This is a genomic window from Sorangium sp. So ce117 (assembly GCF_051524395.1).
In the GTDB taxonomy this organism is placed as follows: Bacteria; Myxococcota_A; Polyangia; order Polyangiales; family Polyangiaceae; genus Sorangium; species Sorangium cellulosum_B.
In genome coordinates this window covers 3,541,205-3,562,973 of record NZ_CP150309.1, presented here as the reverse complement: position 1 = coordinate 3,562,973, position 21,769 = coordinate 3,541,205, and the positions used below count along the sequence as shown (strand labels likewise).

At 72.8% G+C, this 21,769-nt stretch carries 16 protein-coding genes; 7 read left to right on the top strand and 9 right to left on the bottom strand.

Features of this window, described 5'->3' with window-relative positions:
* Positions 1-6 precede the first annotated feature (6 nt).
* The 3 genes from WMF46_RS13450 to WMF46_RS13440 form a co-directional block, all read right to left on the bottom strand.
* Positions 7-627 (bottom strand): pilin, encoded by a 621-nt coding sequence (locus WMF46_RS13450; RefSeq protein WP_437985981.1) that lies wholly within the window; start codon positions 625-627, stop codon positions 7-9.
* Positions 628-806: 179 nt separating this feature from the next.
* On the bottom strand, positions 807-1,925 hold the full coding sequence (wecB, locus tag WMF46_RS13445) for a non-hydrolyzing UDP-N-acetylglucosamine 2-epimerase (protein WP_437535334.1): 1,119 nt from the start codon (positions 1,923-1,925) through the stop codon (positions 807-809).
* 100 nt (positions 1,926-2,025) lie between these two features.
* A complete protein-coding gene (locus WMF46_RS13440; RefSeq protein ID WP_437985980.1) occupies positions 2,026-4,863 on the bottom strand; it encodes a cation-translocating P-type ATPase in 2,838 nt (945 codons plus the stop codon).
* A 365-nt stretch (positions 4,864-5,228) separates the two neighbouring features.
* Here WMF46_RS13440 and WMF46_RS13435 point away from each other — a divergent pair, with 365 nt between their 5' ends.
* Positions 5,229-6,389, top strand: coding sequence for a glycosyltransferase family 4 protein (locus WMF46_RS13435; protein ID WP_437985979.1), 1,161 nt, complete (start codon positions 5,229-5,231; stop codon positions 6,387-6,389).
* Between the two features lie 20 nt (positions 6,390-6,409).
* On the opposite strand, the gene WMF46_RS13430 is transcribed toward WMF46_RS13435, so the two are convergent.
* On the bottom strand, positions 6,410-7,654 hold the full coding sequence (locus WMF46_RS13430; RefSeq protein ID WP_437985978.1) for a glycosyltransferase family 4 protein: 1,245 nt from the start codon (positions 7,652-7,654) through the stop codon (positions 6,410-6,412).
* A 158-nt stretch (positions 7,655-7,812) separates the two neighbouring features.
* Positions 7,813-8,559 carry a class I SAM-dependent methyltransferase gene (locus WMF46_RS13425; RefSeq protein WP_437985977.1) on the bottom strand — a complete coding sequence of 249 codons (747 nt, stop codon included), beginning with the start codon at positions 8,557-8,559 and terminating at the stop codon, positions 7,813-7,815.
* A 57-nt stretch (positions 8,560-8,616) separates the two neighbouring features.
* Here WMF46_RS13425 and WMF46_RS13420 point away from each other — a divergent pair, with 57 nt between their 5' ends.
* Together WMF46_RS13420 and WMF46_RS13415 are read left to right on the top strand one after the other, a co-directional pair.
* Positions 8,617-10,215 (top strand): lipopolysaccharide biosynthesis protein, encoded by a 1,599-nt coding sequence (locus WMF46_RS13420; protein WP_437985976.1) that lies wholly within the window; start codon positions 8,617-8,619, stop codon positions 10,213-10,215.
* Between the two features lie 243 nt (positions 10,216-10,458).
* Complete coding sequence (locus WMF46_RS13415; protein ID WP_437985975.1) at positions 10,459-11,382, top strand: DUF4123 domain-containing protein; 924 nt, start codon at positions 10,459-10,461, stop codon at positions 11,380-11,382.
* 34 nt (positions 11,383-11,416) lie between these two features.
* Here the strand turns inward: WMF46_RS13415 and WMF46_RS13410 are convergent, their stop codons facing one another.
* Genes WMF46_RS13410 through xseA form a run of 3 tightly spaced genes read right to left on the bottom strand, consistent with a single transcriptional unit; the run spans position 11,417 to position 16,306 of the window.
* On the bottom strand, positions 11,417-13,606 hold the full coding sequence (locus WMF46_RS13410) for an amylo-alpha-1,6-glucosidase (RefSeq protein WP_437985974.1): 2,190 nt from the start codon (positions 13,604-13,606) through the stop codon (positions 11,417-11,419).
* Positions 13,603-14,589: a shikimate dehydrogenase family protein gene (locus tag WMF46_RS13405; protein ID WP_437985973.1), complete on the bottom strand. Its 987-nt coding sequence runs from the start codon at positions 14,587-14,589 to the stop codon at positions 13,603-13,605. The genes WMF46_RS13410 and WMF46_RS13405 overlap by 4 nt, the downstream gene beginning before the upstream one ends.
* Positions 14,576-16,306, bottom strand: a complete 1,731-nt coding sequence (gene xseA / locus WMF46_RS13400) for an exodeoxyribonuclease VII large subunit (protein ID WP_437985972.1) — start codon at positions 16,304-16,306, stop codon at positions 14,576-14,578. Before xseA ends, WMF46_RS13405 begins: the two co-directional genes overlap by 14 nt.
* A 217-nt stretch (positions 16,307-16,523) precedes the next feature.
* On the opposite strand from xseA, the gene WMF46_RS13395 reads away from it, so the two are divergent.
* The 4 genes from WMF46_RS13395 to WMF46_RS13380 all read left to right on the top strand — a co-directional run bounded on the left by WMF46_RS13395 (position 16,524) and on the right by WMF46_RS13380 (position 20,085).
* The gene (locus WMF46_RS13395) at positions 16,524-16,847 is read left to right on the top strand and encodes a biotin carboxylase N-terminal domain-containing protein (RefSeq protein ID WP_437987892.1); all 324 of its coding nucleotides are present in this window, start codon (positions 16,524-16,526) and stop codon (positions 16,845-16,847) included.
* Between the two features lie 147 nt (positions 16,848-16,994).
* A complete protein-coding gene (locus tag WMF46_RS13390) occupies positions 16,995-18,152 on the top strand; it encodes an IMP dehydrogenase (protein ID WP_437985971.1) in 1,158 nt (385 codons plus the stop codon).
* A 197-nt stretch (positions 18,153-18,349) separates the two neighbouring features.
* Positions 18,350-18,694 carry an SCP2 sterol-binding domain-containing protein gene (locus WMF46_RS13385; RefSeq protein WP_437985970.1) on the top strand — a complete coding sequence of 115 codons (345 nt, stop codon included), beginning with the start codon at positions 18,350-18,352 and terminating at the stop codon, positions 18,692-18,694.
* Between the two features lie 203 nt (positions 18,695-18,897).
* Entirely contained in the window at positions 18,898-20,085 is a 1,188-nt protein-coding gene (locus tag WMF46_RS13380) for a CaiB/BaiF CoA transferase family protein (RefSeq protein ID WP_437985969.1), read from the top strand.
* 91 nt (positions 20,086-20,176) lie between these two features.
* On the opposite strand, the gene WMF46_RS13375 is transcribed toward WMF46_RS13380, so the two are convergent.
* Positions 20,177-21,763: a hypothetical protein gene (locus WMF46_RS13375; RefSeq protein ID WP_437985968.1), complete on the bottom strand. Its 1,587-nt coding sequence runs from the start codon at positions 21,761-21,763 to the stop codon at positions 20,177-20,179.
* Positions 21,764-21,769: the final 6 nt, after the last annotated feature.

Genomic DNA, 21,769 nt, shown 5'->3' with positions numbered 1-21,769 from the left:
CGCCGCCTACTCGTCCGGGTCGATGGTGCCGATCGTGCTGGCGAACACCACCTGCCCGTCCTTCATGTAGCCGTCCAGCGCGAACCACGCGTGAATATTGTCGCCGTCGAGGTCGCCTCGCGCATAGGCGGCCCACCTGCGATCCTCCGGCACGTCCGCCGGAAAGTGGTTGACGGAGACGGGCATCGGAGAGCCGCCGAGTCGATATCGATACTGGTACGACTGAGGGTGGCTGATCGAGAACGCGAGGCACTTCCAGCCAACGGTCGGGCTGCCGGTGTTGTAGTCAACACCCGGGCCGGGGTCGGGCTGATATTTCTTCCCCTGGACACGAGAGAACCCGTTGGGCACCGTGACCGCATCGCTGCACAGCGGCTGGGTCGCCGTGGTGCCCGACATCGCCTGGAGGCGCTCGGCCGAACCGACGACCGCCCTGGCGATGCCGCCGATCGTCTGCTTGGCCTCGGCCGATTTGGCGAACACGAGGTACCTGGACACCCCCTGGGTCCCCAGGGCGGCCAGGATCGCCAAGACCCCGCCCGCGACCATCACCTCGACGAGCGAGAAACCTCGTTGACCTCGCCCTCGATCCGCCCACTCCACGCCAGGTCGAAAATTTCTTGCCACGATACAACTATATACCGGGGCTGTTCATCGATAAACAAGCACAACCCAGAGCGCTCCGGGCCATGGAACGTTGTTTGGTCGGGGGTTGTGGGGAGTGTGGTCGTGCGGGCGGCGCGACTCCCACGTAGGCCACGGAAGAAGCGATGTGGCTGCGCGGTGAGCGCGGGTGGGCGGTGAGCTCAGGCGCGCGGGCCAGCGGTCTTGGGCGGCGGATCCCCCGCGAGGAACGCTTCCAGCGCGTCGGCGATGCGCTCGCCGGTCTTGCCGTCCCACCCCTCGGGCACGGAGCCTCTCTTGGCGCGGCCGTCGAGGATGGCGTCGACCTCGCGCGCGATGAGCGCGGCGTCGAGCCCGACGACGATGTTCGTGCCCTGCGTCACGGTGATGGGCCGCTCGGTGCCCTGACGCATCGTGAGGCACGGGATCCCGAGCGCGGTCGTCTCTTCCTGGATGCCGCCGGAGTCGGTGGCGACGAGCAGCGCATTGCCCATCACGGTCACGAAATCGTCGTATCCGAGCGGCTCCATGATCCGGAGCCCCTTCGTCTCGCGGAGGCGCGCCGACAGCCCGAAGGACTCGGCGCGGGCGACGGTGCGCGGGTGGACGGGGAACACGGTCGGCAGGCGCTGCGCGATCGCCTCGAGCGCGTCGAGCGTCTCGGCGAGCCGCTCGGCGCTGTCGACGTTGGCCGGGCGGTGGAGCGTCGCGATCGCGTACTTCTTCGGCTCGAGCCCGAAGCGCGAGAGCGCGTCCGTCTGGCGCTTGAGGGCGTAGTGGACCGAGTCGATCATCACGTTGCCGACGAACCGGATTCGCTCGGGCGGGATCCCCTCCGCGAGCAGGTTGGGGTGGGCGTCGTGAGAGGGGGTGAGCAGGAGATCGGAGAGCTGGTCGGTGAGGATGCGGTTGATCTCCTCGGGCATCGTCCAGTCGCGCGAGCGCAGCCCGGACTCCACGTGGACGACGGGAATTCCGAGCTTGGACGCCGCGAGCGCGCCCGCGAGGGTGCTGGTGACGTCCCCGACGACGACAACCACCTTGGGCCGGTGCTCGATCATGTCGGCCTCGGCGCCGACGAGGACCGCCGCGGTCTGCTGGGCGTGCGAGCCGCCGCCTGCCTTGAGCGTGTGATCCGGCGTCGGCAGGCCGAGATCCCGGAAGAACACATCGCTCATCGTCGTGTCGAAGTGCTGCCCCGTGTGGAGCAGCCGCATCGGTAGACGGCGCGCCTTGAGGGCGCGGCAGATGGGGGCGAGCTTCATGAAGTTCGGGCGCGTCGCGGCGACGAGGTAGATCATCTCGACCGAGGATGATGCCGTGGTACTCGGCGCAGCACCAGCGTTTTGACGGAGCCGCGGGCGCGGCGCTCGGTATCGTCACTGCTTACGATTACGACACCTACGCGCCGCGGTTCGCCATCGCGCCCGCGACGCCGCCCACGTCGGACGCGTCGGACCTGCGCTCGCGCTCCGCCGAGCGCCGCGCCCGGCGTGTGCGCCACCACCGCTCGGCGCTCATCACGGGCAAGATCGACATCGCCACCAGCGTCGACTTCACCCACGCGTCGAGCGAGAGCGGCGCCGAGCCGAACAGCGTGTGCATGAACGGCGCATAGACGAAGCAGAGCTGCAGCGCGAGCAGCGCGCCGATCCCGACGTAGACCCAGGGATTCGAGAAGAGCCCGATCTTCAGCATCGAATCGCGCAGCGACCGGCAGTTGAGCACGTAGAAGATCTGGAACAGCACGACCGTCGTGACCGCCGCGGTCTGGGCCTCGCGGTAGGCGATCTCCGAGACGACGCCGCCGCGCACCTCCGTGATGTACTCGTAAAAGAACAGCCCGATCGCCCCGGCCGTCATGAGGACCGCGACGATCGCCGTACGGACGAGCACGAACCGGCTCAGGATCGGCTCGCCCGGATCCCGGGGCGGGCGGCTCATCACGTCCTTCTCCATCGCCTCGAACGCGAGCGGCAGGGAGAGCGCCACCGTGGCGACCAGGTTGACCCAGAGGATCTGGACGGCCGTGATCGGCATGAGCGGCGCGCCCCCGACGATCGGGAAGGTCATCACCGCCACGAGCAGGATCAGCGCCTCGCCCAGGTTCGTCGGCAGCACGAACGCGAGCGCCTTGACCAGGTTGTCATAGACGCGGCGCCCCTCCTCGACCGCCGCCCGGATGCTCGCGAAGTTGTCGTCCGTCAGCACGACGTCGGCGGACTCCTTCGACACCGCGGTCCCCGTGATCCCCATGGCCACGCCGATGTCCGCCTGCTTGAGCGCGGGCGCGTCGTTCACGCCGTCGCCGGTCATCGCGACGACCTTCCCCTCGGCCTGCAGCGCCTTCACCAGGCGGAGCTTGTGCTCCGGCGCGACGCGCGCGAACACGTGCGTGGACGTCGCCGCCGCGCGCAGCTCGCCCTCCGAGAGCCGCGAGAGCTCCGTGCCGTTCATCGCGCGCGCCCCGTCGGGCACGAGCCCGAGCTGCCCGCCGATCGCCCGCGCGGTCGCCAGGTGGTCGCCCGTGATCATCTTCACGGTGATCCCGGCCGCGTGGCACGCCTTGATCGCGTCGATCGCCTCGGGCCGCGGCGGGTCGATCATCCCCTCCAGGCCGAGGAGCTCGAACCCCTCCGGGAGGTGCTCCTCGTCGAGCGAGGCCACGTCGCGGCCCGCCGGCCGCGAGGCCACGGCGAGCACGCGCATGCCCTGCGCCGCCATCTGCTCGACCTGCGCCATCGCCTGGGCCCGCCCCGCCTCGCCGATCGCGGCGCGGCCGAGCACCGCCTCGGGCGCCCCCTTCATGAAGATCACCCGGTCTCCGCCGGGGGCCTCGTGGAGCGTCGCCATGAGCTGCCGCTCCGACGAGAACGGGACGACATCGACGCGGCGGTGCTCCCGCCGCGTCCCCTCGACGTCCACGCCGAGCTTCTGGGCCGCGACGACGAGCGCGCCCTCGGTCGGGTCGCCCTCGATGCCGCAGGCGTCCCCCTCGCGCGTCATGCGGGCGTCGTTGCAGAGCAGCCCCGCGCGGAGCAGCGCGCGCACCGCCTCGGGCACCTCGCCGACCGGCGCGCCGTCGCGGCGGAGCTCACCTTCGGGCGCGTAGCCGACGCCGGTCACCTCGAGCACGGCTCCGGCCTGCTCGATCGCCGCCTCCCCTTGCGGGCCGGCGGCGGGCGTCCACAGGGCCCGGACCGTCATCTCGTTCCGCGTCAGCGTCCCGGTCTTGTCCGAGCAGATGACGCCCGTGCTGCCCAGCGTCTCGACCGCGGGCAGCTTCCGGATCACCGCGCGGCGCCGCGCCATCCGCTGCACGCCGATGGCGAGCGAGATGGTGATGATCGCGGGCAGCCCTTCCGGGATCGCGGCGACCGCGAGCGAGATGCCCGCGAGCATCGCGTCGACCGGCGGGTAGCCCCGGAGCAGCGCGACCCCGACGATGAGCAGCGCGACCGCGACGATCGCGATGGTCAGCACGCGGCCGACCTTGGCCATCGAGCGCGTGAGCGGCGTCTCGATCTCGGTCGCCTCGTGGAGCATCGAGGAGATGCGGCCGAGCTCGGTCGCGGCGCCCGTGGCGACGACCACCGCGGTGGCCGCGCCGCTGGTCACGAGCGTCCCGCCGAAGGCGAGGTTCTTGCGGTCGCCGACGCCGGCGTCCTCGGGGACCGGCGCGACGTGTTTGTCCGACGGCACCGACTCCCCGGTGAGCGCCGACTCGTCCACGTGGAGGTTCTTCACCGAGAGCAGCCGGGCGTCAGCGGGGATCTTGTCGCCGGCGTCGAGCACCACCACGTCGCCGGGGACCACGTCGGCGGCGGGGATCACGCTCCGCTGGCCGCCGCGCACGACCGTGGCCGTCTGGGGCACCATGTCGACGAGCGCCTCGATCGCCTTGCCCGCGCGGAGCTCCTGGACGAAGCCGATCGCCGTGTTGAGCACCACGACCGCCAGCACGACCGCGCCGTCGATCGCCTCGCCCATGGCCATCGCGAGGGCCGCCGACGCGAGCAGCACGTAGATGAGCGGGTCGTTGATCTGACGGAAGAGCAGCTTGAGCGGGCCGTCGCCCTTCGCGCGCTGGATCACGTTGGGCCCGACGTCCTTGAGCCGCCGGGCGGCCTCGTCGCCCGCGAGGCCGGCCTCGGCGCTCTCGATCCTGGAGAGCACATCGGGGGCAGGCAGGCTGTGCCAGGCGATCGCGACCGACGGGGGGAGGACGCGTTGAGACATGGAGTCATCTCCTGCGGTGGCAGCCGCGCTGTGCGCGCTGTTCCGACCGGCTGTGGCTGCTCATCACGTGGTCTGCACGTGGCTGGCGCTTGGTTTCCCCTGCCATTTGGCACGTCTCATGCCAGACCACGCCGGGGCGGAACCGGGCTGTTCAGCGCCCTGAGCGGCACGCGCACCGACGTTCCGCGGGACCTTTTCACCCGGGTGGGGAATTTTGTCTCGCCAGCGCTCGCCCGCGCGCGGAACAATCGACCAGCGAGCACGCTGGCGTCACCCACGACGACCAGCGCGTCGTGGGTAGTCGTGGGTGACCGAGCACCGGCGCGACGCTTTACGCGGGCGGGGCCGTCCTGTACACGCGCCGCGTGCGTCTGACCGTGCTCCTCCACGGCGATCCAAGGGCCCCGCAGCAGGCCCGCCTCGGCGCCGCGCTCGCCGCCCGGGGCCACCGGGTCATCGTCTGCGACGCGCCCGGGGTCGCGGCCGCCATCCAGCGCGAGTACGGGGAGCGCTGCGAGGAGCTGAGGCTCGTTTCTTCCCTGATCCCACAGGCGATCCGGCGCCTCTGGGCGCGTCGGCGCGTGCGCGAGCTCGGCGTCGACGTGGTGCACCTGAACTTCCTGCGCCCCTGGCACGACCTCTGGTCGAGGATGCGGGGGGGCCCGCCGATCGTCGCCACGGCGTGGGGATCCGACATCAACCCGGAGGTGCTCCACAAGTCGCGGCGGACGGTCCGGAGGGTCGACCACGTGCTGTCCCACGCCTCGGCCGTCAGCGCCGACAGCGTGCCCCTGCTGGCGAGGGCGCGGGCGCGCATGGGTGAGCGCGCCGGCGCCGTCCCCTGCGAGATCGTGCTCTGGGGCGTGGATCTCGCGACGTACGAGCGGCAAAGGTCGCTCGCCGGGGCGGCGCGCTTCCGGCGCGCGCTCGGGATCGAGCCTGGCAAACGCGTCCTCCTGAGCCCGCGGCAGACGAAGCCGCACTACCACGTCGATCGCATCCTCCGCGCCTTCGCCGCGAGCCGCTGGGCGAAAGAGGGCGTCCTCGTGATCAAGCTGCACGGCCGATCCGAGGAGCTCCCGTACGTGCAGACGCTCACGTCGATGATGCGCGAGCTCGGCGTCAGCGACAGCGTGAGGTTCGCCGAGCCGTGCCTGTACAGCGAGCTCCCTGGCCTCTACGTGATGGCCGACGCGGCGGTCTCGCTGCTGGAGGTCGACGGCGTGCCGTCCACGTTCTGCGAGCTCGCGGCGCTCGGCGTGCCGATCGTCGCGAGCGATCTGCCGGCCTACGAGGGCGTGCTCGCTCACGATCGCGCGCTCCTGGTCCCCGCCGCGGACCACGCGGCGCTCGTCGCGGCGCTCGACCGGCTGCTCGACGAGCCCGAGCTCGGCCCGCGCCTCGCGGAGCGCGGGCGCGCGTGGGCGGTGGAGCGCGCGGACTGGCAGCGGTGCGTCGACCAGTTCGAGGCGCTCTACCGCGCCGCCGTCGCCACCGCCGCCGCGACCTCGGGCCAGCACGCGTAGCGTGCCGGCGCGCGCTGCGCTCAGCGCGCCTGCGCCCCGCGCCGCCCCTCGGCGAGGCGCTCGAACAGCGCGACGATCTCGGCGACCTGCGTCTGCCGCGTGAGCTTCGCGATCTCGTCCTCGCGCCGGGCGGGCGGCTCCCCGCGGCGGAAGCGATCGTAGGCGCGCTCGATCGCCAGCGCCCCCAGCTCGACGTCGTCCGTGGGGACCGCCTCCCCTGCCCCCGTCCGCGACAGCACGAGCGCCGCGTCGGTCCCGGGCACCACGAAGGCGAGCACCGGCGGGCCTGCGGCGATGTACTCGTACAGCTTGCCGGGCGTCGAGAGCGGATCCAGCGCGCACAGCACGAGCGCGTCGGCGTCCCGGTAGCGGGCCACGATCTGGTCGTGCGGCACCGGCGCCTCGATCCGGAGGTGCGGCCGGAGGTGCGGGTACTTCCTGCCCTCCCGCTCCGCCCACGCGACCGCGCGGCTCACGATGGAGAGCTCGAAGCCCGGCAAGGCGCGCCGCGACAGGAGCCGCTCGGCCGCGCGGAACACCGAGGCGAGGTTGTAGTCGCCGTACATGTTGCCCGCGAACAGGAGGCGGAAGCGGCCGCCCCGGTCCGGCCGGGGCGCGTACGGCTCGGCAAAATCCTCCGCGTCGAAGCCGTTCCGCACGAGGCGCACCTTGCTTTCAGGGAGGCCGCGCCGCTCGACGAGCAGCGAGCGAAACGGGTCCGCCGTGACCAGCACCGCGTCGGCGCCCGCGAAGATGCGCTCCTCGACGCGCCGATCCACGCGCTGGCGCATCCGGGCGATCGGGCCCTCGCCGCGGTAGAGCGGCAGGAAGTTGTTGTCGGTCCACGGGTCCCGGAAATCGGCCACCCAGGGGACGCCGAGCGCGCGCCGCGCGCGGTCCCCGAGGAGGTGGGCCGTGAAGGGCGCCGACGTGCTGAACACGAGATCGAACCGCTCCTCACGGAGGATCGTCGAGAGCCGCTGCAGGGCGAAGGGAAACCAGCCGAGGTAGGCGTCGACCGGCAGGGCGCCGAAGAGCGTTCCGAGGCCGACCGCGGCGCGCGTGCGCTCCACGCGGACCCCCTGCGGGACCTTGGAGAGGAGCGAGCGATCGATCGCTGTCTTGCCGCGCTCGCCGGACGCGAGCACCACCGGCTCCCACCCGAGGGAGGGGGCAATCCGGCTGAGGTGCAGCGCGCGCTGCACGCCCGCGCCGCCGTGCGGAGGGTAGAAGTAGCTGATCAACAGGAAGCGGCGCTGCGGCATGTCGGAACCGCGCGCGTGATAACACACGGCCCCGCGCGATGGCGCCGCTCTCGAGGTGCCACGGCCCCGGCTCGCCACTTTGCCGTGGCGCCCCCGACGCGCCGGAGGCCAGCCGGGCCTCCGCCGCGGAGCGCTGCCCCACCCCTCGATCCGGGGGATCAGCCGCGCATATAGGCAAAGGTCCCGTCGATGTTGAACAGCCGGGTCGCCTGGACGAGCTCGGTCACGGTCACGCCCACGCGCGGCAGGAGCCGCTCCGCGACGCCGCGGCTCAGGAGATCTTTGCGGAAGTAGCGCATCTTTCGTGGTGCGACGTACCCCTCGAGCTCCGCGAACGTGAGGCGCTGGTACTCGGGCGTGCCGGGCACGTGGCGCCGCGAGATCACGTCGTAGAAGAAGAAGATGCCGCCTGGCTTGAGCTGGGCGATCGCCTTGTCCATGAGGCGCCGCTTGAGCTCCGCGTTGGTCACCGACGACAGCACGGCGAGCATCATCACCATGTCGAACGGCCCGCCGACATCGGCCTTCAGGAAATCGCCCGCCATGAAGCGGATACCGGCGAAGCGCGATCGCGCGACGTCGGTGCGCTGCGCGATGAGATCGATGCCGGTGAGGCGCGAGGGGTCCGCGCCCAGCTCGACCAGCCACGCCAGGTTGGAGCCCGCTCCGCAGCCCACGTCGAGCACCGACATCTCGCGCAGCGCCTCGGGCGTGCGCACGCCGCACGCGACGAGCGCCTCGCGCATACGGCGCTGCCGCTGGCGCGCGACGAGGTACGGGTACGCATTGAGCAGGCTCGCCCAGGGGTTCGCCGGCAGGAAGCGCTCGGCGTAGTACCGGTTGATCGCCTCGAGATCCCGCTCGAAGCCGCCGCCCTCCCGGTCCTGGAGAAGTTGATCAGGCATCGCGGCACGCATGCCACGGCGGCCGCCGCGCAGGCAAGGATGTGCTACCGAGCCGCCATGCAGCACCAGCAGCCGGCCCGGGTGGATCCAGGCGCGCCGTCGAGCGCGCCGCAGGCCGCCCGGGAGGCGCCGGCGCCCGCCGAGGCGCAGGGGACGTCGCTCGCCGACCGGATCGGGATGATCGTCGGAGGGCAGTTCGTGAGCACCCTCATCATCCTCGTGCAGGGTGTCCTCGTCGTGCGCCTGCTCGGCAAGGCCGAATACGGCACGCTCGCGTTCTCGACGATGCTGTTCATGACGGGGCGCGATCTCGCGCAGCTCTACCTGCCGGAGTCGTTCCTCTACTTTGCGCCGAAGGTGACCCGCGCCGAGCTCCGTGGGCTGGTGCGGCAGAGCATGCTGCTCTTGCTCGGCCTCGGAGCGCTCTCCGCGCTCGCGTTCTCGGCCTTCGCCGTGGTCCCCAGCGTCTTCCTCGACGGCCGCGAGGGCGTCACGCAGCTCCTCCTGCTCATCGGCCTCATGAGCATGATCGCCTACCCGGCGAGCGTCTTCGGCCCGCTCTTCATCGCCACGAACAACCACCGCAAGTCCGCGGGCGTCGCGCTGGTCGTCACGCTCTCGAACGCCGCGGGCGCGATCGTCCCTGCGGCGTTCGGGTGCTCGATCGCCTGGATCTTGGCCGCCCAGTGCGCGACCCAGGCCCTCCGGCTCTGGCTCTCGTACCGGCTCTATGCGCGGCTGTTCCAGGACGTCACCGCGGCTCCGTTCCCGGGCGGCGTCAAGGCGCAGCTCGCCTACGCGTTCCCGCTCTCGGTGACGCGCTTCGCCGGCCTCTTCAACCAGAAGCTCGACAAGTTCGTCATCGGCCTCTTCTTCAGCGCGGGGCTCTACGCGGAGTTCGCCGTCGGCGCGCAGGAGCTCCCGCTCGTCAGCGTCCTCGCCTACTCCGTCGCCTCGACGATGCTCCCCGACCTCGTCGCCCGCGTCGAGAACGGGCGGACGCCCGCGGAGGGCGCGAGGGCGGCGATCGACCTGTGGCACTCGGGCATCCGCAAGACGACGCTGATCATGCTCCCGGTCGCGGCGTTCCTCCTCCTCCTCGCCGAGCCGCTCATGCGCACCATCTACGGCGACGCCTACGCCGGCGCCGCCGTCCCGTTTCGCATCTACTCCGCGCTCCTGCCGCTGCGCGTGACGGCGTACGCGATCCCGCTGATGGCGTTCGGAAAGACGTCGATGATCTTGCGTGTCCAGGTGCTGTCGATGGTGTTCAACGCCGCGGCGAACCTGGCCCTCCTGCCCACGATCGGGATGGTCGGCGCGCCGCTCTCGGCCGTCCTGACCCAGGTGGTCGTGATCACCTCGACCGTGGTCTGCATCGCGCGCTTCTCCGGCGTCGGCCTCCGCGGCGTCTTCCCGTGGGGCCACTACGGGCGCGTCGCGGCCACCGCGATCGTGGCCGCCGCGCCGCTCGCCGCGTTCCTGCTCACGGGCGCGGCCGACAGGCGCCCCGCGCTCTGCCTCGCGCTCGGCGCCCCGCTCTATACGGGGCTCTACCTCGTGGCCGCGCGGATCACCGGCCTGCTCGCCCCCGAGGACCGGGCGTTCGTCGCGCGCTGGCTCCGCCTCGATCCGCTGCGCGGGCGCCACGGCTGATGCGTCCGCGCGCGTCGCACCCTCGCTGTCTCGGGCGGCGACACGAGGGCTGCGGACGCGGAATCCGCGCATGCCCGCTTCAAAGCGCGGCTCGGCCGGAAGGCCTCGCCTGGAACACGGGAAATGCTTGATAGTCTTCCGATCGTCCATGGCGTGGCTCCCGCCTTCGTGTGGATTTCCCGCCGATCGGTGTTCTACGCTTGCTTGCCGGCCTCATCGGCGCCTTGTGCGATGGAGACGACCATGAGCGAAGACCAGGAAGCAGGGCTCGTCCTCCGGGTCATCTCCGGCCCCCTGGCCGGGCAGAGCGCCCGCATCCCTGGCGACCGTCCATTGCTCGTTGGCCGCGCGCCTGAATCGGATCTCTCGATCACGAGCGACGGTGAGCTCTCTGCCCTGCATTTCTCGGTGGAGCAGATCGACGGCAGCTACCTGCTCCGCGATCTGGGGAGCCGCAACGGGACGCAGGTCAACCGCGAGCGGGCGCGCGAGGTGTCGCTCCGTGACGGCGACGAGATCCGCGCGGGGGCGACCCTGTTCGCGGTGATGCACCGCGAGGCGAACCGCCGCTGCGCGCCGACCGAGCCCGCCCCGCCCTCGCGCCGCACGCGGAGGACCGCGGCGCGGGCGACGGGGGCGCCGTTCGCTGCGTCGGCGCGGGCGCGGCTCCGGCAGGAGCGCTCGCCCCTCTTCGCGGTGGTCGACGCCGCCCGGGACCCGCGCATCCGGCTGCTGCTCGGCGAGGCGGGCGAGCAGAGCGCCTCGCTCTATACCGGCTTCCAGGGCGAGATCCTCGCCGACGTCGGCCCCACGCTGGTGCGCCTCCCGAACGGGTCCAGGCTGCTCGACGCCCTGGTCGACGGCGGCTGGGGCGACTGCTGGGGCGTCTTCCTGACGAGCGACCGCCCGTTCAGCGACGTGCGGAAGCACCTCCACAGATTTCTCCTGGTCGAGAGCAGAACAGGCAAGCAGCAGTATTTCCGGTTCTACGATCCACGCGTGCTCCGTGGCTTCCTGCCCACGTGTGGTCCGCGAAAGCTCGAGGCGCTGTTCGAGCAGGTCGAGGCCTTCGCCATGGAGGCCGAGGATCCGGGGAAGCTGCTGCGCTTCACCGCCCGAGGCGGCAAGGCGCTGCGCGAGGAATCGGCGCTGGAACGCGAAGGCTGACGGCCCGCGCCGGCGCGGCGCGGGCCAGCGTGGATCAGCGCGGCGGCGCGCCGGCGGGGCCGCCTGGCTCCGGCGCAGGGAGATCCCAGGCGATGATGCGCAGGAGCTCCGCCACGCTGAAGGCCTGCGCGAAGCTGCCACCAGGGTGGTGCGGCGGCTCGCCGGAGGCGACCTCGGGCACCTGGCCGAGCGCGATCTCGTTCGCGGCCGCGGAGGCAGCGAGCCGGTGCAGCAGCGGGATCACGTGCTCGCCGAGCGTGGAGAAGCGCCGGGCGGCGCGCGCGTAGAACCCGAGCAGGAACGGCCAGGCCGTGCCCTGGTGGTAGGCGCTGTCGCGCGCCTCGGGGCCTCCCTGGTACCGGGGCGCGTAGGCCGGATCGGCCGGCGAGAGCGTGCGCACGCCGGCGGGGGTCACGAGCTCCAGTCGGACCCGATCGAGCAGCGACGCGGCTCGCTCCGGCGTGAAGCAGGCGGGATCCACGGCGACGGCGATCAGCGCGTTGGGGCGGATCGACGCGTCGCGGAACGCGCCCTCCCCCGCCGCGTGCTCCGAGATGACGTCGTACGGGTAGCCGGTTTCCTCGCACCAGAAGCGGGCGGCGAAGCCCCGGCGCGCCGCGCTCGCGGCCGCCTCCGCCCGCCCCGCGAGGCGGGCGTCGCCGGCGGCCCGCGCGAGGCGCGCGAGCGTCTCCGAGCCCTTCGCCCACAGCGCCGTGAGCTCGACCGGGCAACCGGCGCGCGGGGTCACCGCGCGGCCCGCGACGCGCGCGTCCATCCACGTGAGCCCGTCGACGGCGCCCTCGCCCGGGCGCCCGGCGGCGAAGAGGCCGTCGGCCGTGACGTGGATCCCGTTCCGGGTCCCGCGCACGGCGGCCTCGAACGCGTCGCGGAGCGCGCCGAGCAGCTCGCCCGCCACGAACGGGTGCGTGTCGCCGACCACGTCCGCGAGCAGGCGAGCCGCCTCGAACAGCCAGAGGGTCGCGTCGGCCGCGTGGAAGTCCGCCGGCTCGCCCGCGTCGGGGAGCCGGTTCGGCACGAGGCCGTCCTGCATCGCGTCGATCATCGCGCGGAGGACGCGGATCGCGGCCTCGGTCTTGCGCGGCACGAGGTAGAGGCCGGGCAGGGAGATGAGCGCGTCGCGGCCCCACACCTCGAACCAGGGGTAGCCCGCGATGACGCTGGGCCGCGCGGCCGCGTCGGCGCGGAACGCCTCGGCCGCGATGGAGAGCTTCCGCTCCAGCAGCGGGCGCCGGGGCCCCGGGTCCTCGGCGCGGATCGCCGCGCTCGCCGCCGCGAGGAGGTTCTCCGGCTCGTCGTCGGGCAGCGCGCCCACCGCCACGAGCAGGTGAACGGGCTCGGCGCCGATCACCGTCTCGAAATGGCCCGGCGTCCAGAGATCCTCGAGGAAGTCGAGGCCCCGATCCTGCTCGCCGAGGTACTCGAAGCGTCGCCACCAGTCCTGCGAGCCGACGAACGTGCCCTGGTAGCGGAAGCAGATCCTCGGCAGCGCGCGGTTCGGCTGCACCCGGACCTCGCCCATCACGGGGCGGTCGCGCCCCGAGCCGGGCTCGCCGCGCGCCGCCCCTGCGCGCAGCTCGACCTTCTGGGAGATCCCGCCGTTCTCGCGGAGCAGCTGGTGGATGTGGCGGGCGGCGAGGAGCGGGCGCAGCGTCAGCATCACCGGATCCGCCCCGCTCCAGGCATAGCGGAGGACGGCGGCGTTCTCGCCGCGCACGAGGCCGAGCGTCACCTCGAGCTCGCCGCCCGGGACGGCGTACGCCCAGCGCGGGAGCGGATCCTGATCGAAGCGCTCGAGGTAGAACGAGCTGCTCTCCGGATCGATGCCCGGGAACTGGTGCTTGGCGAGGTCCCACCGCGGCCACGAGGCGCGGCGCTCGGACGGCGCGCCCTGCTGCCGGACCGGGCGGACGCAGACGTCGACGTGCGAGAGCATGACGTGCCGGCGCCGCGGAGGGTCGAGGGCCGCGACGAGCAGGCCGTGGTAACGGCGGGTGTGCATGCCGGCGATCGTCGAGCTCGCGTAGGCCCCCGCGCCGTTCGTGTGCAGCCACTCCTTGCGCGCGATCGCGAGCTGGCCCCGCACCTCGACGTGCGGCCACGGCGAGGCGTGCTCGAGCGCGGCGCCCTGCCCGCGGGGCGCCGCGGGCGTGGACGAGAGCGCGTCGTGGGTCGGAAAATTCCGCCGGGATCCGTCCGAGCTCATCGACCGCCGGTTGCCTTCCTGAGCGAATCCTCGGCGGCGGCGCGCATCACCTCGACCGGCGCCGGGAGGCCGGTCCAGAGCGTGAAGGACTGCGCCGCCTGGCCGACCAGCATCCCGAGCCCGCCTTCGGCGCGGAGCCCTCTCTCGCGCGCCGTCCGGAGGAAGGGCGTCACCGGGGGGTTGTAGACGAGGTCGTAGAGGCACGCGCTCGGCGAGAGCGCGTCCCACGGGATGATGCCCGTGACCTCCTCCCCGGGCGGCCCCCCGAGCATGCCGGCGCTCGTGGCCTGGATGATCAGGTCGGCGGCGACGGTGAACTCGCTCCAGTTGAGCCGCAGCGCCACGGAGGACTTGCTGCTGATCGACCTGTCGGTCGGGATCGGCCAGGGCGCGGTGAGCGCGCCGAGCTCGGACGCGCGCTGCCCCGCGGGCGACTCGAGCATCGCCTCGGTGCCGGTCCACGAGCGGGTGGTCACGCTGATGAGGTGATAGCCGAGCAGCTTGCACGCGGCGATCGCCGCGAACGCCGCGCCGCCCGCGCCGATGATCACCGCGCGCTGGCGCGGGCTCGAGCGCGCGCCGTACGGCCCCTCCGGATCGTCCCCGCGGGGCGGGGCGGATCCCAGGAGCAGCGCGAGCTCGTCGCGGAGCGCGACCACGTCGGTGTTGTACGCCGTCACGCGCCGCGTCTCCGTCGCGCAGAGGACGTTCGCGGCGCCGACGTCGGCCGCGCTCGCGTCCACGTCGTCGACCATCGACATGATCGCGCGCTTGTGCGGGATCGTGACGTTCGCGCCGGAGATAAGGCCGCTCCGGATGTCGCTGACGAAGCGCGCGAGCTCCGCGCCGGTGGGCACGTCGAACGCGCTGTAGATGTGCGGCAGGTGGTGCGCCCGAAACGCGGCCGAGTGCATCGCCGGCGAGACCGAGTGGCCCACCGGGTGCCCCACGAGACCGAACATTCGCCGCTCAGCGTTCGACATGGTGCCTCTCCTCAGGGCCGGCCTCCGCGCCGCCCTGCCCCACCGAGACCTGGCCGGCGGCGCCCGCGCGACCGAGGGTCGGGGCGTGCTCCTCGGCCGCGAAGCCGAGCCCGAGCTGCTCGCACGCGGGCGCGCCGGGCTGCGTCCTCTTGCGCCTCGGCGCGCGGCCGGACGCGGCGCGCGGGCCGCCGCCCTGGCGCGAAGGCGGCGCGGGCGCCGCCGCTGCCGCCGCGGCCGCCGCTGCCGGCGCGTGCGCGTGCGCGTGGCCCTCGACGAGCGCCTGGTCCGGACCTGCCGTGACGACGACCCGCGCGAGCAGCGCGCCGTGGTGCACGCGCACCGCGATCGGATCGCCCGGCGCGACCTCGCGGTGATCGCGGACCGCGCGCCCCGACGCGTCCGTCGCGATGGCGTAACCGCGCGCGAGCACGCGGAGCGGCGACATCGCCTCGAGCCGGGCCACGTCGCCCGCGAAGCCCTCCCGCAGGAAGGCGACGTGGCGGTGCGCGGCGGCGGCGAGGCGCACCGACAGCGGCCTGAGCGCCCCGCGGGCGCCCGCGAGCACCGCGCGCGGGTGGCGCGCGGCGAGCCTCCGCTCGGAGCGCTGGAGCGCGGCGCGGTCCTCGACGAGGATGCGTTCCATGCGGCGCCGGAGCCTCGCCATGGCGTCGTCGATGCGCTGCTGGGGCTCCGCCAGGATCTGCGCGGGCGAGCCGAGCCGGGCGCGCTGCCGGTCGAGATCGGCCCGAGCGCCCCGGAGCCGGTGGGCGATCGCGCGGCGCATGCGGGCCTCGAGGTGCTCCAGCGCCGCGCGCCGCGCCGCCGCGTCCGCGACGAGCATCTCTGCAGCCTGCGAGGGCGTGGCGGCGCGCGCGTCGGCGGCGAGGTCGGTCAGCGCGACGTCGATCTCGTGCCCGACGGCGCTCACGATCGGCACGCGCGCGGCCGCGACCTTCCGGACGACGATCTCCTCGTTGAACGCGCTGAGGTCGTCGGCCGAGCCGCCCCCGCGCCCCACGATGATCACCTCGATGCCCGGGAACTCCTCGAGCAGCGCGATCGCGCGCACGATCCGCTGCCCTGCGCCGGCGCCCTGCACCGGCGTGCGCGCCAGGATCAGCCGCGCGCCGCCGCGGCGGAACGCGACGGTCACGATGTCGTGGATCGCCGCGCCGTCGCCGCTCGTGACGACGCCGATGATCTGCGGATCGACGGGCAGCTTGCGCTTGCGCTCCGGCGCGAAGAGCCCCTCGGCGGCGAGCTTCTCCTTGAGGCGGAAGAGCGCCTCCAGGAGCGCGCCGCGGCCGGCGAGGCGCGCGTCGTCCGCGGAGAACTGGAGCCGGCCCCGAGGCACGTAGACCGTGGCGCGCCCCGTGAGCACGACGCGCGCGCCGTCGGCGAGCAGCTTCCGCGCGCGCGGCGCCGCGGTCCTGTACATCACGCAGTCGATGGCCGCCTCTTCGCTCTCGTCCTTGAGCGTGAAGTAGGCGTGGCCGCTGCCCACGATGCGCAGGCCCGAGATCTCGCCCTCGACGCGTACGTCCGCGGTCGACCCCTCGAGGATCCGCTTCAGCCGGCGATCCAGCTCCGCGACCGAGACCACCTCCGGCTCGGCGCCCCGCTGGCGGCGCGAGGGCGGCGGGCCCGTGAGCTCGCGAGGCTCGGCGACGGGAAGGGCCGCGAACGAGAGCTCGGGCGGGATATCGCGGCGCTGCACAGGGCAGACGTACCCTTTTGCTCGGCCTGTGGAAAGACTCTCGCGGGCCTGATCCCGCGTCAGGCGAGCCCGCCGTCGGGCGCGCGGCGAGGCTCGGCGCGGAGCGGCGGAGCGACGGGCCGTTCGCGCAGGCGATTTCGTGTGAGAGGGCCGGCTCGTGATCCGCAAGGTCCTCTTCCCCGACCGCGGCGAGATCGCCGTGTGAGTCCTCCGATCGCTGCATGAGGCCGGCCTCCAGGGCATCGCCGTCTGCAGCGACGCAGGCGTCGACAACCTCCATGTCCGCCTCGCGAGCGCGTCGTACGCCATCGGCCCCGCACCTATGGCCGAGAGCTACCTCCGCTTCGACCGGATCCGCCGCGTCACCAGGCGTTCCGGGGCGAGCGCTATCCATCTCGGGTACGGAAAACCGCGAGTTCGAGGAAGCATGCGAGCGGACTTCGTCGGGTTCCTCGTCGCCGAGGAGGGGTCGCCACGCGGCGTGACACGGCGCAGCGCGCGCCATCCGCGACCTGCCGGGGACGTCCTCGGCAGGTCGTAACCGGTCGTAACCGGTCGTAACCAGTTGTAACAGAGCGGGCCTTCAACAACGCGCAGCACCCTACGCAGCGCGTTGTCCTAAAGTCCCCTCGCTCCGGCCTCGGTCAATGCTATTCTACCGCCAACTTTCGGCCGGGGTGGAGGTGCGATGGGACGCGAGGCGAAGGGCCAGAAGGACCCGCTTGGGTCCGTCGCGATGCTCCCGTCGATCGAGGTCCGAGCCCACGAGCCTCCCTCTGCGACAGGCAGGCCGGCGACGCAGCGCGCGGGCGAGCCGGCGAGCGACGCCGCGGTGACGCCTTTCCCACGGGCTCGGTGGTTCGACGCGACCGCTCCCGACGTGACGCCGGCGAGGGGCACGGACACCCGGCGGCGCTGGGCGATCCCGCTCTTCCTGGCCGCGCTCGTGCTGGTCGTGACCGCGCGCGGCCTGATATTCCGTGCGCTGTTGCCGGTCGCCCTCGTGACGGCGGCGGTCGCGCTGCTCGCGCGGGGACGGCGGCAGCTCGTGCCCCCTCCGCAGGTGAGCCGGCGCGGGCTGAGCCTCGAGGGCGATCAGCTGCTCCTTCGAAGCCAGGGCAGCGCTGCGCAGCACGTGCTCCTCACCACCCGCGAGCGGTTCGGCGTCACGCTCCTCGCGACGCCGCGCCGGGATCGTATCGTCGCTCTGCTCAGCTCCAGCGCCGGGATGTCCTCCATCGGGGCCGGCTTCGACGGCCCCTCGCGGCGCACCTTCGCCGCGCTGCTCGACCACGCGTCCGTCGTGGGCTCCGACGAGGTCGGGCTCGAGGCGATCGGCCCGGACGGCGAGCCGATCTCGCTCAGCCCCGCGGCGCTCGCCGCGCTCCTCGAGGAGCTCACGCTGCGCTCTCCTGGGTGCCTCGATCGCTTCCTCCTGACCGACGCGCGCGGCGCCGCCCTCGGCCTCGACAGCCGGGAGCTCCGCGCCGGCGGCCGCGTCTTCGATCTGACGGCGCCGCTCGAGTGGCGCGCGTTCGTGTTCCAGGAGGCGCTCGGGCAGGCGATCGCGGTGTACCAGGGAACGTGGGTACGCCAGGGTACCAACGAGATCTCCCTCGTCTGTCTGCTCCCCGCGATGACGCCGCCGCTCGACGGACTGGGGGCATCGCTCGGCCCGCTCGATCGCGGCGCGCTCCGCGACCTCCGGCTGATGCAGGGCATACCGGAGAGCCCGCCGCCCGCCGATCAGCGCGTCGCCATCGATCGCCTGCTGATGGTCCCGATCCGATCCGCGCTGGACAAGGCGCCCCGGCCCGCCGCGCAGGCGCCGCGCGCGCGCGCATGACGCATCCACCGTGAACCCAGCGCCAGGGTTGTCCTTATGGGCCGACGAGACGGCGCGCCAGGGCTGCCCTGACGGAGCGAAGAGACAGCACGCGGGCATCGTGCTTCGCTTGACTCCCGCGCGCGGGCACGGGTAAACCGCTCGGTATCCAGGTGATTTCGAGTCACCACGTCCCACACGACATCCGGAGGCGATCCATGGCCGTCGATATCCAGAAACTGTTCAACGAGGAGCTGCCCGCTGCGCTGGTGAAGCATTCGGACGCGGCCAAGCAGATCGGCGGGAAGTACCAGATCAACGTGACGGGCGAGGGCGGCGGCGAGTGGCTGATCGACCTGTCCGACAGCGGGCCCAAGCTCTCCTCGGGCAACCCTGGCAACGCGGATGTCACGATCTCGCTGACCAGCGAGGATTTCCAGAAGCTGCACGAGAACCCGCAGGCCAACTCGATGCAGCTCTTCTTCGCGGGCAAGCTGAAGGTCACGGGCAACCAGATGCTCGCGATGAAGCTCCCGAAGCTGTTCCAGCTCAACGCGGGCTGATCCGGGCGCCAGCGGGGGCGAGCCCACCTGCGCCGCCGCGCGCGGCGCGGGCGGCGCGGGCGAACGGCTCACTGGTGGATCGCGGCCCGTGCGTCCGCCCGAGCCAACCTCGGGTGCCTTCTGCGCACGGCGCGCCGTTCGCTCAATCATTCCTCGATCGCTCGATCCCTCGACGGATCTCGCGCAACGACAGCAAAGCCGCCGTGCGCCCCCTCACCGACACGCGCGTCCTCGATCTTTCGAGGCTCTTGCCAGGCCCCTTCGCGACCCTCGTGCTCGCGGATCTCGGCGCCACGGTGGACAAGATCGAGGACGTCGCCGGCGGGGACTTCCTGCGCCAGCTCCCCCCGCAGGTCGCCGGAGAGTCCGCGGCGTTCCAGCTCTTGAACCGCGGCAAGCGCAGCGCCCTGCTCGACCTGAAGACGCCTGAGGGTCGCGACGCCTTCCGCCGGCTCGTCGCCAGCTACGACGTGCTCTTCGACCAGTTCCGCCCGGGGGTGCTCGATCGGCTCGGGCTCGGTCACGCGGCGCTGCGCGCGGACAACCCGCGGCTCATCGTCTGCGCGCTGACCGGCTACGGTCAGACGGGCACCCTGGCGGCGCGCGCGGGGCACGATCTGAACTACATCGCGCGCGCGGGGATCCTCGGCGCGCAGGGGCCCGCCGAGGGGCCGCCGCAGGTACCAGGCTTCCAGGTCGCCGACATGAGCGGCGGGATGTGGTGCGCGATCGCCATCCTCGCCGCGCTGCGCGAGCGGGAGCGGACCGGGCAGGGCGCGGTGCTCGACATCGCCATGACCGACGGCGTGCTCGGCTTCGCCCTTCCCACGCTCGCCGCCGCGCTCGCGAGCCGCGGAGAAGCGGCCAGGGAGACAGCGCGCGGGGCGGGCGGGGAGCCGCTCACCGGCGGGCTCGCGCCGTACAACACCTACCTCTCGAAGGACGGGCACGCGATGGCCCTCGCCGCGCTGGAGCCGAAGTTCTGGGCCTCGTTCTGCGAGGGCGCCGGGCTCGATCCCGACCCGAGCGCGCTCGTCCCCGGGCCGCACCAGGCCGAGCTCAAGCGCAAGCTGGCCGCCGTCGTTCGGGAGCGGACGCGCGCCGAGTGGGAGACCTTCGCCGCCGAGCGCGACTGCTGCCTCGAGCCGGTCCTCGATCCGCGCAGCGCCGCGGCGGATCCCCACCTCGCTTCGCGCGATCTCCTGTTCGAGATCGCCTCGCCACGCGGCCGGATCCCCCAGCTGAGGACGCCGGTCACGCCGGCGGGCGTCGCGTTCGCGCCGGCGCCTCGCGCCGGCGAGCACACGCGCGCCGTGCTCCGCGACGCGGGCTTCTCGGAAGGGGACATCGACGCGCTGATCCGCGCTGGCGCGGCGCGGGAGGCGCGCTGACGGCCGCCGTTCGCGAGCGCGCCACGTGCCACGTGCCACGTCGAAGATGCGCGCGGCGCGCCGGCAGCGGCGACCGAGCTCCTGCTTCCCGTCAGATCTTCTTCAGCTCGTCGACGAACTCCCAGTCGGCGATGAGGTGCTTCTTCAGCATCAGCGACAGGAGCGCGGCGAACATCGCCTCCCAGCGCACGTTGTTGCCGAGGATCTCGCTCGCGTCGGCGCCGTGCGACACCGCGCGCAGCGCGGAGACCAGATCGCGGGCGGTGAGGCCCGAATCGTCCGCCGTGGGAGGCGGAGGCGGCTCCGACTGCGCGGTGGCGCGGGGGGACGGGGCTTCTTTCCGCTGCTGCGGTTGCTGCTGCTGCGATTTGGACCCGCGCGCGGGGAGCGTGATCGTCGTCCCGTCGAGCAGGGTGAGCGAGACCATCCGCCGGCGACCGCGGCCTTGCGGCGCGGGGATGTTGCGCACCTCGCGCTCGCTCGGGGGCTCGTCGCCGTAGTCGGGCACGCTCTCCGGGACGGTGCGCGCCGCAACGCTGGCGCGTCCGAGCACCGCGCCGAGGAGGGCCGCGGCTGGCGTGCTCGACGTTGGCGCCCCGTCCATGCTCGGCGCCGCGTCGCCGGCGGACGCCGCGACGGGCCCCGGCGCGGAGCTCGGGCGCATCGTCTTCCGGCGCTCCGGCTGCGCTGCCTGCGCCTGCGCCGCCTGCGTGGACGGCGCCTGCGCCGCCTGCGTGAACTGCGCCTGCGCTGGCTGCGCAGGTTGCGCGGGCTGCGCGGATCGTGCTGCCTGCGCCGCCGCGAGCAGCTCGGGCGTCGGCGCGACCTTCAACGTCGGCCGCGAGCGCTCGTCCGGCCGGCCGCGGATCTGCCGCTCCTCCGGGGAGCTGCGGACTTCCTTGGCCGCGGGGCGAGGCGCTTCCCACGCCAGCTCGTCATCCATGACGCCCACGTCGGAGGGGTCGACGTCGGAGGTCTCGATCGCCGGCCCCGCGTCCTCGACCAGCCGCGCCCCGGATCGCATGGCGGGCCTGGTGAGCAGCAAGGGCTCCGGCGTCGACGTCGGCATCGGTGTCGACGTCGATGATGGCTCATCGGCAAGGCGCGCCGTCTCGGGCGCTCCGGAGAGCTCGGACGAAGGCGGCGGGTCGGCGGGGCGCGCCCGCGACTGCGGCTCGCTCACCTGGGCCTGCTTCGCCGCGGGCGCGGGCGGCGGCGCCGAGCGGGCGCGCGCTCCGTAATAGACCCGGATCGCGTTCCGGATGTCGCTCGGCGGAGCGATCATCGCGCGCACGGGCAGGCCGGAGAACGCCATGCACTCCTTCATGCCGTCCTCGTTCGTCGGATCGTCCATCGCGACGTACAGGGTCTCGCCCTGGTTGCGGACGTGGCGAACGTAGATCGGGACGAGGCAGTAGCGCTCGGCCACGTCGTGCGGGACGAGGTTGAGCAGCTGCCGCGAGAACTCGATGTGCAGGAGCGACACCCAGGGGACAGCGAGCTGGTGCGACAGGATCTGCGTCAGCTGGGTTTCGTTGATGAGCCCTTGCTCGACAAGGAGCGTCCCCAGCCGCCGGCCATCCGTACGCTGCTGCTCCAGGGTCCTCTCGAGGGCGTCCTGGGTGATCATCCGCGCGTCGACCAGGAGCTGACCGAGACGTAGGCGAGGCGTAACCATCGCGCC

Coding starts and splice junctions, on each gene's coding strand:
- WMF46_RS13420 (WP_437985976.1), top strand. CDS start 8,617: ATGCAGCACCAGCAGCCGGCCCGGGTGGATCCAGGCGCGCCGTCGAGC.
- WMF46_RS13405 (WP_437985973.1), bottom strand. CDS start 14,589: ATGTCGAACGCTGAGCGGCGAATGTTCGGTCTCGTGGGGCACCCGGTG.
- wecB (WP_437535334.1), bottom strand. CDS start 1,925: ATGATCTACCTCGTCGCCGCGACGCGCCCGAACTTCATGAAGCTCGCC.
- WMF46_RS13415 (WP_437985975.1), top strand. CDS start 10,459: ATGAGCGAAGACCAGGAAGCAGGGCTCGTCCTCCGGGTCATCTCCGGC.
- WMF46_RS13390 (WP_437985971.1), top strand. CDS start 16,995: ATGGGACGCGAGGCGAAGGGCCAGAAGGACCCGCTTGGGTCCGTCGCG.
- WMF46_RS13375 (WP_437985968.1), bottom strand. CDS start 21,763: ATGGTTACGCCTCGCCTACGTCTCGGTCAGCTCCTGGTCGACGCGCGG.
- WMF46_RS13425 (WP_437985977.1), bottom strand. CDS start 8,559: ATGCCTGATCAACTTCTCCAGGACCGGGAGGGCGGCGGCTTCGAGCGG.
- WMF46_RS13410 (WP_437985974.1), bottom strand. CDS start 13,606: ATGAGCTCGGACGGATCCCGGCGGAATTTTCCGACCCACGACGCGCTC.
- WMF46_RS13430 (WP_437985978.1), bottom strand. CDS start 7,654: ATGCCGCAGCGCCGCTTCCTGTTGATCAGCTACTTCTACCCTCCGCAC.
- WMF46_RS13385 (WP_437985970.1), top strand. CDS start 18,350: ATGGCCGTCGATATCCAGAAACTGTTCAACGAGGAGCTGCCCGCTGCG.
- WMF46_RS13440 (WP_437985980.1), bottom strand. CDS start 4,863: ATGTCTCAACGCGTCCTCCCCCCGTCGGTCGCGATCGCCTGGCACAGC.